Origin of the sequence: Streptomyces chartreusis, assembly GCF_008704715.1 — a bacterium.
In the GTDB taxonomy this organism is placed as follows: Bacteria; Actinomycetota; Actinomycetes; order Streptomycetales; family Streptomycetaceae; genus Streptomyces; species Streptomyces chartreusis.
The window spans coordinates 2569916-2582543 of the sequence record NZ_CP023689.1; the positions used below are offsets into that span (position 1 = coordinate 2569916).

Below are 12628 nucleotides of genomic sequence, written 5' to 3' on the forward strand. Positions count from 1 at the left end.
CGGTCACAGCCGCGGGTCCACGGGCTCCGACTCCAGCGCCAGCACCCCGAACACCGCCTCGTGCACCCGCCACAGCGGCTCGCCCTCCGCCAGCCGGTCCAGGGCCTCCAGGCCGAGTGCGTACTCGCGGACGGCGAGGGACCGCTTGTGGTTGAGGAACCTCTTGCGCAGGCGGTCCAGGTTGTCCGGGCGCGTGTACTCGGGACCGTAGATGATCCGCAGGTACTCGCGGCCACGGCACTTGATGCCCGGCTGCACCAGACGGCCCTCCTTGCTGCGTACGACCGCGCCGAGCGGCTTGACGACCATGCCCTCGCCGCCGCGGCCCGTCATCTCCAGCCACCAGTCGACGCCCGCCCGGACCGACTCCGGGTCACCGGTGTCGACGTACAGGCGCCGGGTGGTCTGGAGCAGGCCGCTGCCGTCGTGCTCCACCAGCCGGTCGAGGAGCGCGAGCTGCTCGTCGTGCGGGAGCCCGGTGAGGCTGCGGCCCTGGACCGCCAGGACCTGGAAGGGGGCGAGGCGTACGCCGTCCAGGCCGTCCGTGGTCCAGCAGTAGCGGCGGTACGCCTCGGTGAACGCGGCGGCGTCCGAAGCCCGTTCGCGCTGGCGCGCCAGCAGGTCCGACACGTCGACGCCGCGCGCGGCCGCGCCCTCCAGCGCGGCCACCGCGCCGGGGAACACCGCTCCGGAGGCGGCGCCGACCGCCGCGTACTGCGAGCGCAGCAGACCCGACGCCTTCAGCGACCACGGCATCAGCTCGGCGTCGAGCAGCAGCCAGTCGGTCGCCAGCTCGTCCCAGAGCCCGGCCTCGCCGGCCGCGGTGCGGATCCGGTCGAGGATCGTCTCCGTCACCGACTCGTCGTCGAAGAACGGCCGGCCGGTGCGGGTGTAGAGCGAGCCGGTCGGGCCGTCCACTCCGAACCTCTTGAGCGCCGTCTCCGCGTCCCGGCACACCAGGGCCACGGCCCGCGAACCCATGTGCTTCTCCTCGCACACGACCCGCTCGACGCCGTCCGCCTGGTACTGCGCGAAGGCCTCCGCCGGGTGCTCCAGGTAGCCCTCGATGTGCGAGGTCGCCGTCGGCGCCATGGTCGGCGGGAGGTACGGCAGCAGCCGCGGGTCGACCGCGAAGCGGCTCATGACCTCCAGGGCCGCCGCCGCGTTCTCCTCACGGATCGAGACACGGCCCTGGTGCCGGGTCTCCACGACCCTGCGCCCGTGCACGTCCGCCAGGTCCAGCGGGCGGCCGTCGTGTCCGCCGGGCGCCTCGGTCCGCAGCGGCTTCGCCGGCTCATACCAGACCTGCTCCGCGGGTACGTCGACGAGCTCTCGCTCCGGCCAGCGCAGCGCGGTCAGCTTGCCGCCGAAGACGGCGCCGGTGTCCAGGCAGATGGTGTTGTTCAGCCATGTGGCGTCCGGGACCGGTGTGTGGCCGTACACCACAGCCGCGCGGCCTCGGTAGTCCTCCGCCCACGGGTAGCGCACCGGCAGCCCGAACTCGTCGGTCTCCCCGGTGGTGTCGCCGTACAGGGCGTGCGAGCGCACCCGCCCCGACGTGCGGCCGTGGTACTTCTCGGGCAGACCGGCGTGGCAGACCACCAGCTTCCCGCCGTCGAGGACGTAGTGGCTGACGAGCCCGTCGATGAACTCCCGCACCTCGGCGCGGAACTCCTCGCTCTCGGTCTCCATCTGCTCGATGGTCTCGGCGAGTCCGTGGGTGTGCTGGACGTTGCGGCCCTTGAGGTAGCGGCCGTACTTGTTCTCGTGGTTGCCCGGCACGCACAGCGCGTTGCCCGACTTCACCATCGACATCACGCGCCGCAGCACACCGGGGCTGTCCGGGCCGCGGTCGACGAGGTCACCGACGAAGACGGCGGTACGGCCGTCCGGGTGCACGCCGTCGCGGTAGCCCAGCGTGCCGAGCAGCGTCTCCAGTTCGGACGCGCAGCCGTGGATGTCGCCGACGATGTCGAAGGGGCCGGTGAGGTGGGTGAGGTCGTTGAAGCGCTTCTCGGTGACGACGGTGGCGTTCTCGACGTCCTCCGTACCGCGCAGCACGTGGACCTTGCGGAAGCCCTCGCGCTCCAGGTGCCTGATCGAGCGGCGCAGTTCGCGGATGTGCCGCTGGATGACCCGGCGCGGCATGTCGGCCCGGTCGGTGCGGCCCGCGTTGCGTTCGGCGCACACCTCCTCTGGGACGTCGAGGACGATGGCTATCGGCAGCACGTCGTACTTCCGCGCGAGCTCGATCAGCTGGCGGCGGGAGTCCTGCTGGACGCTGGTGGCGTCGACGACCGTACGGCGGCCGGCCGCCAGGCGCTTGCCGGCGATGTAGTGCAGGACGTCGAAGGCGTCCCGGGTCGCGCTCTGGTCGTTCTCGTCGTCGGAGACCAGGCCGCGGCAGAAGTCGGAGGAGATCACCTCGGTGGGCTTGAAGTGCCTGCGGGCGAAGGTCGACTTGCCGGAGCCCGAGGCGCCGACGAGGACGACGAGGGAGAGGTCGGTGACGGGCAGGACACGCCCGTTCGTCGCCTGGTTCATGCGGCCTTCGCCTCCTTCTCGTCGGTCACGTTCACATTGAATACGGCCATCTGCGTGGGCGGCCCCACCTCTGGGTCGTCGAGCCCCACGGGCACGAACTCCACCTCGTACCCGTGCCGTTCGGCGACCGCCCGCGCCCATGCGCGGAACTCCTCGCGCGTCCACTCGAACCGGTGGTCGCTGTGCCGGACGTGACCGGCCGGGAGGGACTCCCAGCGGACGTTGTACTCGACGTTCGGGGTCGTCACCAGGACGGTCCTCGGGCGGGCGGAGCCGAACACCGCGTACTCCAGGGCGGGCAGCCGCGGCAGGTCGAGGTGCTCGACGACCTCGCTGAGCACGGCCGCGTCGTAGCCCTTGAGGCGGCTGTCGGTGTAGGCGAGGGAGGACTGGAAGAGCCGTACGCGCGAAGCCTGCCGCTCGCCCATCCGGTCCAGCTTCAGCCGCCGGCCGGCGATGGTGAGCGCGCGCATCGACACGTCCACGCCCACGATCTCGGTGAACGCCGGGTCCTTGAGCATGGCCTGCACCAACTGGCCCTGTCCGCAGCCGAGGTCGAGGACGCGTGCGGCGCCGGACGCCTTCAGCGCGGCCAGGATCGCGTCCCGGCGCTGCACGGCGAGCGGCGTCGGCTTCTCCTCCGCCTCCGTCTCGGCCTCCACGGCGTTGTCGATGTCCTCGACCTCGCTGTCGTCGGCCTCCGCGAGCCGTACCAGCTCCAGCCGCTCCATCGCCTCGCGGGTCAGCGACCAGCGGCGCGAGAGGTACCGGCTGGTGATCAGCTTCTGCTCCGGGTGGTCCGGCAGCCAGCCCTCACCTGCGCGCAGCAGCTTGTCGACCTCGTCGGAGGCGACCCAGTAGTGCTTGGCGTCGTCGAGGACGGGGAGCAGGACGTACAGGTGCCGCAGGGCTTCGGCGAGGGTCAGTGCCTGCGACTCCAGAACGAGCCGGACATAGCGCGAGTCGCCCCACTCGGGGAACTGCACGTCCAGCGGCACGGGCTCGACGGTCACGGCCCAGCCGAGCGGCTCGAAGAGCCGGCGTACGAGCTCCGGGCCGCCCCGGGCCGGCAGCGAGGGCACCTCGATGCGCAGCGGCAGCGGCTCGGCGGCGCGCTCGGGACGGGCATTGCACACACCCCGCATCGCGCTGGAGAACACGGCACTCAGCGCCACGGCCAGCAGCGAGGAGGCCGCGTAGGGGCGGTCGTTGACGTACTGCGCGAGCGCCGCGTCGGGGGCGCCGCCGCGGCCCTTGCCCTTGCCGCGCCTGACCAGCGCCACCGCGTCGACCTCCAGCAGCAGCGCGGCCGTGCAGCGTTGGTCGTCCGCCTCGGGGTACAGCACATGGGCCGTGCCGTACGAGGTGGAGAACCGCTGCGCCTTCTCGGGATGCTTGTGCAGCAGGAAGCCGAGATCGGTCGCGGGGCGTTCGGGGGTCCCGGTGGTGGTGATGGTCAGGAACACGGTGGTGGGCCTTCGGATAGATTCTGCGCCGCGCCGGTGCGCAGCCTGTACAACCTACCGAGCGCGAACCGGAACCACCTGCGGTTTTCTCCCCGCAGCCCGACACACACGACGGCCCCCGAGGACGTACTCCCCGGGGGCCGCGGGTTCGGGACTACGACAGCTGGGACTGGACCTGGGAGGAGATCAGTTCCAGGTGGTCCAGGTCGTTCAGGTCGAGGACCTGGAGGTATACGCGCTGTGAGCCCGCCTCCTGGTAGCGGCCGATCTTCTCGACGACCTCCTCGGGGGAGCCGGCGAGCCCGTTGACCTTCAGCTCGTCGACCTCGCGGCCGATCGCGGCGGCGCGGCGGGCGACCTCCTGGTCGTCCTTGCCCACGCACACCACGAGGGCGTTGGAGTAGACGAGGTCGTCGCCCTTGCGGCCGGCCTCCTCGGCGGCGGCCCGCACCCGCCCGAACTGCCGCTCGCTGTCCTCGATCGAGGCGAACGGCATGTTGAACTCGTCGGCGTACTTGCCGGCCAGCCGCGGCGTACGGGTGGCGCCGTGGCCGCCGATCAGCACCGGAATCCTGTCCTGCGCGGGCTTGGGCAGGGCGGGCGACCCGGTGAGGTCGTAGTAGGAGCCGTGGAAGTCGAAGGTCGCGCCGGCCTCGGTCGACCACAGCCCGGTGACGATGGCGAGCTGCTCCTCCAGCCGCGCGAACTTCTCCTTCGGGAACGGGATGCCGTACGCCTTGTGCTCCTCCTCGAACCAGCCCGCGCCGAGGCCGAGTTCGACACGGCCGCCGGACATCTGGTCGACCTGGGCGACCTGGATGGCGAGCACGCCGGGAAGCCGGAAGGTGCCGGCGGTCATCAGGGTGCCGAGCCGGATCCGCTTGGTCTCACGGGCGAGGCCGGCGAGCGTGATCCATGCGTCGGTGGGCCCGGGCAGACCGTCCCCGGAACCCATCTTCAAGTAGTGGTCGGACCGGAAGAAGGCATCGAATCCGAGGTCCTCGGTGGCCTTCGCCACGGTGAGCAAGGTCTCGTAGGTCGCCCCCTGCTGGGGCTCGGTGAAGATGCGAAGATCCATGACTCCATCCTGCACGCCGGGACGCATGTGGACCGCACCGGTCCCCCTGGCCCCCGCCAACCCGGTCGGGTGAATTCCGTCAACGCCGAAGACGACGTCAGCCCAGGCCAGTGACCGCCCCCGACAGTGATCGTTGGCTCGGTCGGAGCCGGACCGCCCGGCCCTCGCCCCGGCCGGTCGGAGCCGGAGCGTCACCGTGTCGGCCCACTGCCACTGGGGGGGGCCGGAGGCCCGAGGAGGCCGTGATGTCCGAGGAATTCGCGCCACAGCAGAGCGACGGGAACGGCCGGCCGAAAGGGCTGCTCCAGCAGATGGAGGAGCTGATGGCGGCGCTCAACGCGGACCTGTCGGCCCTGGACGCGGATCTGCAGGCCACCGGCACCCCGGGGCAGGGCCGGCGTCAGGAGGGCGAGGCGGGCTGACCCACCCCGCCGCCCGGCCGACCGGCCCTCGGCGCTGTGACAGTCGTCGTGCCGGGGGCTGTCGGTCGGCTACCCCGCCTCCCGCTCCGCCAGCACCTCGTCCCGGTCCGCCAGTCTGCGCAGCATCTCAAGGACCCGGTCCCGGGACTCGTCCGCCGCGTCGATGGCCTCCATGCACTGCCAGTACGTCGCCTCGTCGTCCGCGGCGCTTGCCAGGCCGACCAGGGCGATGCCGGCCTCGCCCAGCAGGCTCCCGAGGTTCAGCAGCGTCTGCCGCGCGTCGCCCAGCTCCGTGAGCTGGGCCGCCCGTAAGGCGCCGTCCGCGAGGTCCGGTGTGTCGAGGACCCCGCAGCCGCGCCCCGCCAGCTCCGTCAACCCCAGCGCCTCACCGCGCAGTTCGGGTGGACCGAAGACCGCGAACCGGCTTCCTATCGCCTGAGCCAGGGCCTGCGCCTGCCACACCTCGGTCATGATTTCCGGCGCGCCCCCGCTTCCCGCCAGCGCACGCCTGCTAGTCACGATGAGCCGCACCGCGTCCATCCGCAGTCCCCGTCTGTCTGGACGCGCTGCCCACGCGTCCGCCTGAACTCCCTTGTTCACTACCCAGCGTGAAGGGCGCTGAGACGAAAAGCCAGAGGAAGACGGAAATCTGCGGACAACTTTTCGGTTGCGGTCTGCTGAATAGATACGGAGAGTTAAAGCGGACGACGACCTTCCCCGCGCGCCCGCGCCCCTTCACTACGGCGCGGGAAACCTCCGCTCGTTGCGGTCGATCTTCGCGTCCAGCGCAGCCAGCACATCGATCCCGAGCACCTCACAGAGCTGCAACAGATACGCCAGCACATCCGCGACCTCGTCCGTCACGCGCGCCGCGGACGCCGCGTCGTCCATGACCCGTGCCGACTCCTCCGGCGTCAACCACTGGAAGATCTCCACGAGTTCGGACGCCTCGACGCTGAGCGCCGCGACGAGGTTCTTCGGTGTGTGGTACGGCTGCCAGTTGCGCGCGGCGGCGAACTCGGCCAGCCTGCGCTGGAGCGCCGCCACATCAAGGGGTTCGGTCACGGCTCCAGGTGTACCACCGACACGCCGGCCGTCCCGGACACCCCCGACGCGTCGCTGACGGCCCCGAGCAGCCGGATGTGCCCCCGCTCGCACATCCGCGCCGCCAGCCCGGTCAACTCCCGCAGCTGGGCCGGGTCCAGCCCCCGGTCGAGCCCGTCCGCCAGCACGGTCAGCGTCTGCATCGCCGCGGGCACCTCCCCCGCGGGGTCGACCTCCAGCACCCCGGGCCCCGTCAGCAGGACCAACGACAGCGCGAGATGACGCAGCTCACCGTCGCCCAGCCGGCCGAGCTCCGTCCGCACTCCGTCGCCCCGGTCGAGCACGCCCCGTACCGTTCCGTCCGCGAGCACCTCGGCGAGCACGTCCGCCACGGGCCCCGCGCAGCCCGCCCGCGCCGCGGCCACGAGCAGCGCATGCCGCTGTCCGCACTCGGCCCGCGTCCGCCACAGCACCTCGGCGAGGTTGTCGCACCCGCCGAGCAGCCGCCCGGACCCGGCCGGTACGGCGGCCCGCATCCGTTCGGGACGCGGGTCGCAGGCGAAGACCGACCGCAGCGCCACCACCATCTGCTCCGCGGCGGCGAGCACCCGGCGCTGCCCGTCCGTCTTGCCGGCCACCCGCAGCGGCAGCAGTGCGGTGCCGAGCCGGTCGTCGGGCAGCGGAGCCCGTGTCACCGGCGACTGACCGGCCGTGTGCCAGGCCGCCTGCACGAAGGGGCGGCTCGGATCGCGCAGGGCCGTCTCCAGCAGGACGAGGCCGCCCGCACTGAGCCGCTCCCCCACGATTCGCAGTTCGGGCTCGGCCTGGACGGCGACGTCGAGCCGGACCGGTCCCTCGGGGCCGTCGGCCGTGCACCCGATGCGGAAGCCGCGCCGCCGCTGGGCGTCGGGCCGGGCCCGCTCCGGGACGTACGCGACCGGGTCCGAGAACGCCTCCCCGACCCCGGCGCCGCCACCGAGCCGCGCCAGCGCCTCGTACGCCCGCAGGGCACTCGTCTTGCCGCAGCCGCTGGGCCCGGTGAGGAGCGTGAGCGGTCCGAGCGGGAACGCGGCCCGCCGGTGCCGGGCGAACGCGGACAGCCGCAGCTCGGTCAGCCGGGGCCGGCCGGGGTGCGCCGCGCCGCCCGTCGTATCGGACACGCCCGTACGGCGTTCAGAAGGATGATCGCCCGCCCGCCGCCCCTGAAGCGGTAAGGAGACGGCATCGGCACCAGACACAAACGACACGCCCATGTCCGGACCGTAGGCCCCCCGGCGGCGGGCGAACCGTTCCACCCGGGAGCCCTTCCTACGATCGGGCGACCGTAACGCCGGGCCGTCAGGTACCGGGAACCCCGGCGCCCTCCATCAGTCCGCTCACCTCGGTGCCGGGCGGGGTCAGCAGGAACACGTTCCGGTCGACCCGGTGCATCCCGCTGCCCAGGCCGAAGACGACGCCGGTGCTGAAGTCGAGGACGCGCTTGGCGACCTCGTTCTCCGCCCCGGTGAGGTCCAGGAGCACCGGGATGCCCGCCATCAGCGTCTCGGCGACCTCGCGCGCGTCGCCGAACACATTGACCCGCAGAACGACGAAGCGGCGGCGGGGCTCCGTCTCCGCCTCCGGCATCGCACGATGGTCGACCGCCGACGGCCACGCGTCGCGGCCGCGCAACGGCACGACCTGGGCGAGCCCCTCCCACTGTTCATCGGTGACGTCGTGGCTGTTCACCGGCTCCCCCCGCCTTGACTCGCCTTCAATGCCTGCACCGGCCAATTCTTACGCCAAGTCACCCGTTCGGCCCAACAGCGACACGGTGCGCGACCGCCTCACACGCCCCACATCGCGCCACCGCAAGCCCCTCACATCGCACGACGGGCGGCTGTGTGGCCGACGTAACTCCTCATGATCAAGGGATGTGACATCGACGTAACGGGCAATTCGTACGCTCCAGGCAGCACCCCGGCAGCCGGAGAAAGGCAACGCGTGACCTCGACCACCTCCACGTCCCAGGTCCGCACCGTCTGCGCGTACTGCGGGGTCGGCTGCGGAATCCTGCTGGACGTCGGGATGGGGCCCGACGGGCGGCGTACGGTCCTGAAGGCGTCCGGGGACAAGGCACACCCGGCGAACGCGGGCCGGCTGTGCACGAAGGGCGCGACGACGGCCGAGATGCTGGCCGCGCCCGGCCGGCTGACGACGGCGCTGGTCAGGGGCGAGCGGGGCGAGGAGCCCGGGCCCGCCCCGATGGCGGACGCCGTGGCCCGCACCGCCGGCCGGCTGCGCGCGATCATCGACGAGCACGGGCCGGACGCGCTCGCCTTCTACGTCTCCGGGCAGATGAGCCTGGAGGCCCAGTACCTGGCGAACAAGCTGGCCAAGGGGTTCGTGGGGACGAACCAGATCGAGTCGAACTCCCGGCTGTGCATGGCGAGCGCGGGGGCGGGCTACAAGCTGTCGCTGGGGGCGGACGGGCCGCCCGGGTCGTACGAGGACTTCGACAGGGCGGACGTCTTCCTCGTGATCGGCTCGAACATGGCCGACTGCCACCCGATCCTCTTCCTGCGGATGATGGAGCGGGTCAAGGCGGGCGCCAAGCTGATCGTGGTCGATCCGCGGCGCACCGCCACCGCCGCGAAGGCCGACCTCTTCCTCCAGATCGAGCCGGGCACCGACCTCGCGCTGCTCAACGGTCTGCTGCGGCTGCTCGTCGACAACGGCCGCACCGACCCCGGTTTCATCGCCGAGCACACCGAGGGCTGGGAGGCGATGCCCGGCTTCCTCGCCGACTACGCGCCCGCCGCCGTCGCGGAGATCACCTCTCTCGCCGAGGACGACATCCGCGAGGCCGCCCGGCTGATCGGCGAGGCGGGCGAGTGGATGAGCTGCTGGACGATGGGGCTGAACCAGTCCACGCACGGCACCTGGAACACGAACGCCCTGGTCAACCTGCATCTGGCGACCGGAGCGATCTGCCGTCCCGGCTCGGGTCCGTTCTCGCTGACCGGGCAGCCGAACGCCATGGGCGGGCGCGAGATGGGCTACATGGGGCCGGGGCTGCCGGGGCAGCGGTCGGTGCTCGTCGAGGCCGAGCGGACCTTCGTCGAGGAGCTGTGGGAGCTGCCGCCGGGGACGCTGCGTGCCGACGGGGTGGGCCGGGGCACCGTGGAGATGTTCCAGAAGATGGCCGACGGCGAGATCAAGGCCTGCTGGATCATCTGCACCAACCCGGTCGCCTCGGTCGCGAACCGCCGTACGGTCATCGAGGGGCTGGAGGCCGCTGAGTTCGTCGTCACTCAGGACGTGTTCGGCGAGACCGAGACCAACGCGTACGCCGATGTCGTACTGCCCGGCGCGATGTGGACCGAGGGCGAGGGCGTCTTCGTCAACAGCGAGCGCGGTCTGACGCTGACCCGGCCGGTGGCGGACCCGCCGGGCGAGGCGATGGCCGACTGGCGGATCATCGCGGCCGTGGCGTGTGCGATGGGGTACGAGAAGGGGTTCTCCTACGACAGCGCCGAGGACGTCTTCGAGGAGATACGGCGGGCCTGGAACCCGGTGACGGGCTGGGATCTGCGCGGGGTGACCTACGAGCGGCTGCGGGCCACGCCCGTGCAGTGGCCGGCGGCCGAGGTGGACGGTCCGGCGCGCAATCCGATCCGGTACGTCGACGAGGACGGCGGGCTGCGCTTCCCGACGGCGAGCGGGCGGGCGGCCTTCCATGCGCGTCCGCACCTGCCGGCCGCCGAGATGCCGGACGACGACTATCCCTTCCTGCTGAACACCGGGCGGGTGCAGCACCAGTGGCACACGCTGACGAAGACCGGGAAGGTCGCCAAGCTCAACAAACTGAACCCGGGGCCGTTCGTGGAGGTGCATCCGCGGGACGCCCGGGAGCTGGGCATCGCCGACGGGGACCGGGTGGAGGTCGCCTCGCGGCGGGGGCGGGCGGTGCTGCCGGCCGTGGTGACCGAGCGGGTGCGGCCCGGGGGTGCTTTCGCGCCGTTCCACTGGAACGACCTGTTCGGGGAGTATCTGAGCGTCAACGCGGTGACCAGCGACGCGGTGGATCCGATCTCCTTCCAGCCGGAGTTCAAGGTGTGCGCCGTGTCCCTGACGAAGGTCGCGGCCCCCCTGCCGGAGGCGCCGGTGCGGGCGCTGACGCCCACGGCCGTCACTCCGGGCCCGGCCGGTCCCTTCGGGCTGGAACCCGCGCCGCCGCCCGTGCTGACCGCTCAGGAACGCCTGTATCTGACCGGCTTCCTCGCCGGTATCGAGACCGGCGCGCCCGGCATCCCTGTCCTGCCGCCGGGCGCGCCCTTCAGTCCCGAGCACGCCACGTGGGTCAACGGCGTCCTCGCCGGCATGTACTCACGGTCCGCGAGTGCCCCCGCCGCGGCGGAGGGGCCCGGCCGTGAGGTCGTGGTGCTGTGGGCCTCGCAGACCGGCAACGCCGAGGAGTTCGCCACCGCGACCGCCGAGCGGCTCGGCTCGGCGGGGCACCGGGCCACACTGGTCGGCATGGACGAGGCCGACGTCGGCACTCTCGCCCGCAGCGCCGATCTGCTCTTCATCACGAGCACGTTCGGCGACGGCGACGCACCCGACAACGGCTCCGGCCTCTGGGACACGCTGACGGACGAGGGCGCGCCCCGGCTGGACGGCGCGCGGTACGCGGTGCTCGCCCTCGGCGACTCCTCGTACGACGACTTCTGCGGGCACGGCCGCCGCCTCGACGCGCGCCTCGACGAGCTGGGCGGGGTGCGGCTGGCCCCGCGCACGGACTGCGAGCCGGACTACGAGCCGTCCGCGGGGGCCTGGCTCGACGAGGTCCTCACGGCGCTGGGCGGCACCGAGGCCCCCGCCACCGAGAGCCCCGGGTCCGTGCCCGAGCCCGGGCTCAAGTCCGAGGTCAAGTCCGGGCGCAAGCCGGCTCCCGCCACCGCCCGGCTGGTCGGCAACCGGCTGCTGAGCCGGCCCGGCGCGGGCAAGGAGGTGTGCCGGTTCACGTTCGACACGAGCGGGACCCCGCTGACGTACGAGGCGGGCGACGCGCTCGGCATACGGCCCGTCAACTCGCCCGCGCTGGTGGAGGAGTGGCTGGCGGTCACCGGAGTCGACGCCTCGGCAGCCGTGGAACTCGACGGCATCGGCGCGACGTCGTTCGCCGAGGCCCTGCACCGGCATCTCGACATCACGCGGATCACTCCGGACCTGCTGCGCTTCGCCGCCGAACGCGTCCGCGACGACCAGGAGTTGCGCAGGCTGCTGCGGCCCGACAACAAGGACGGGCTGGCGCAGTGGAGCTGGGGGCGGCAGGCCGTGGACGTGATCGCCGAGCATCCGGTGCGGGCGGGTGCCGGAGAGTGGGCCGGGGTGCTGAAGAAGCTCCAGCCGCGTCTGTACTCGATATCGTCCAGCCCGCTCGTCGACCCGCACAGCGTGTCCCTGACGGTCTCCGTGGTGCGGTACGAGAACCTGCACGGCCGGCGGCGCGGCGGGGTCTGCTCGCCCTTCCTCGCCGACGCCGGCGCGGACACCGAGGTGCCGGTGTTCGTGCAGCGCTCCCCGCACTTCAGACCGCCCGCGGACGCCTCGACGCCGATGGTGATGGTCGGCCCTGGCACCGGGGTCGCGCCGTTCGTCGGCTTCCTCCAGGAGCGGCGCGCGCTCGGGCACCGGGCACCCAACTGGCTGTTCTTCGGCGAGCAGCACCGGGCCAGCGACTTCTACTACGAGGAGGAGCTGACCGGACTGCTCGGCGAGGGCACCCTCGACCGTCTCGACACGGCGTTCTCCCGCGACCAGCGCAACAAGGTGTACGTCCAGGACCGGATGCGCGAGCACGGCCCCGAGCTGTGGCGGTGGCTGCAGGACGGCGCCCACTTCTACGTCTGCGGCGACGCCTCGCGGATGGCCAAGGACGTGGACCGTGCCCTGCGGGACATCGCGGTCGCGCACGGCGGGCTGGCGGAGTCCGAGGCGTCGGCGTACGTGAAGCAGCTGGCGGCGGCGAAGCGGTACGTGCGGGACGTCTACTGACTCCCACCCGCCTCGCACCGGACTCAAGGACGGCT

General features: G+C 72.2%; 9 protein-coding genes. 2 read left to right on the forward strand and 7 right to left on the reverse strand.

Annotated features, from left to right (window positions below; all coding sequences use genetic code 11):
• Positions 1-3: 3 nt before the first annotated feature.
• From CP983_RS10755 to CP983_RS10765, 3 genes are all read right to left on the reverse strand, one after another.
• Positions 4-2544 carry a polynucleotide kinase-phosphatase gene (locus CP983_RS10755; protein WP_150499446.1) on the reverse strand — a complete coding sequence of 847 codons (2541 nt, stop codon included), beginning with the start codon at positions 2542-2544 and terminating at the stop codon, positions 4-6.
• Positions 2541-4010, reverse strand: a complete 1470-nt coding sequence (locus tag CP983_RS10760) for a 3' terminal RNA ribose 2'-O-methyltransferase Hen1 (RefSeq protein ID WP_150499447.1) — start codon at positions 4008-4010, stop codon at positions 2541-2543. Before CP983_RS10760 ends, CP983_RS10755 begins: the two co-directional genes overlap by 4 nt.
• 154 nt (positions 4011-4164) lie before the next feature.
• Entirely contained in the window at positions 4165-5088 is a 924-nt protein-coding gene (locus CP983_RS10765) for an LLM class F420-dependent oxidoreductase (protein WP_150499448.1), read from the reverse strand.
• Between the two features lie 245 nt (positions 5089-5333).
• On the opposite strand from CP983_RS10765, the gene CP983_RS43930 reads away from it, so the two are divergent.
• Entirely contained in the window at positions 5334-5510 is a 177-nt protein-coding gene (locus tag CP983_RS43930; RefSeq protein WP_167537681.1) for a hypothetical protein, read from the forward strand.
• A gap of 69 nt (positions 5511-5579) precedes the next feature.
• Here the strand turns inward: CP983_RS43930 and CP983_RS10770 are convergent, their stop codons facing one another.
• The 4 genes from CP983_RS10770 to CP983_RS10785 all read right to left on the reverse strand — a co-directional run bounded on the left by CP983_RS10770 (position 5580) and on the right by CP983_RS10785 (position 8282).
• The gene (locus CP983_RS10770; RefSeq protein WP_150499449.1) at positions 5580-6050 is read right to left on the reverse strand and encodes a DUF6099 family protein; all 471 of its coding nucleotides are present in this window, start codon (positions 6048-6050) and stop codon (positions 5580-5582) included.
• A gap of 198 nt (positions 6051-6248) precedes the next feature.
• Entirely contained in the window at positions 6249-6575 is a 327-nt protein-coding gene (locus CP983_RS10775) for a nucleotide pyrophosphohydrolase (RefSeq protein ID WP_125529745.1), read from the reverse strand.
• Positions 6572-7714 (reverse strand): AAA family ATPase, encoded by a 1143-nt coding sequence (locus CP983_RS10780; RefSeq protein ID WP_189748545.1) that lies wholly within the window; start codon positions 7712-7714, stop codon positions 6572-6574. Before CP983_RS10780 ends, CP983_RS10775 begins: the two co-directional genes overlap by 4 nt.
• A gap of 178 nt (positions 7715-7892) precedes the next feature.
• Positions 7893-8282 (reverse strand): cell division protein SepF, encoded by a 390-nt coding sequence (locus CP983_RS10785; RefSeq protein ID WP_176575169.1) that lies wholly within the window; start codon positions 8280-8282, stop codon positions 7893-7895.
• 255 nt (positions 8283-8537) lie between these two features.
• On the opposite strand from CP983_RS10785, the gene CP983_RS10790 reads away from it, so the two are divergent.
• Complete coding sequence (locus CP983_RS10790) at positions 8538-12593, forward strand: bifunctional nitrate reductase/sulfite reductase flavoprotein subunit alpha (protein WP_150499451.1); 4056 nt, start codon at positions 8538-8540, stop codon at positions 12591-12593.
• The last annotated feature ends 35 nt before the right edge of the window (positions 12594-12628 follow it).

Bases quoted from the DNA above. Each gene is read 5' to 3' on its own strand.
- CP983_RS10765 (WP_150499448.1), bottom strand. From the start codon at position 5,088: ATGGATCTTCGCATCTTCACCGAGCCCCAGCAGGGGGCGACCTACGAG.
- CP983_RS10755 (WP_150499446.1), bottom strand. From the start codon at position 2,544: ATGAACCAGGCGACGAACGGGCGTGTCCTGCCCGTCACCGACCTCTCC.
- CP983_RS43930 (WP_167537681.1), top strand. From the start codon at position 5,334: ATGTCCGAGGAATTCGCGCCACAGCAGAGCGACGGGAACGGCCGGCCG.
- CP983_RS10770 (WP_150499449.1), bottom strand. From the start codon at position 6,050: ATGGACGCGGTGCGGCTCATCGTGACTAGCAGGCGTGCGCTGGCGGGA.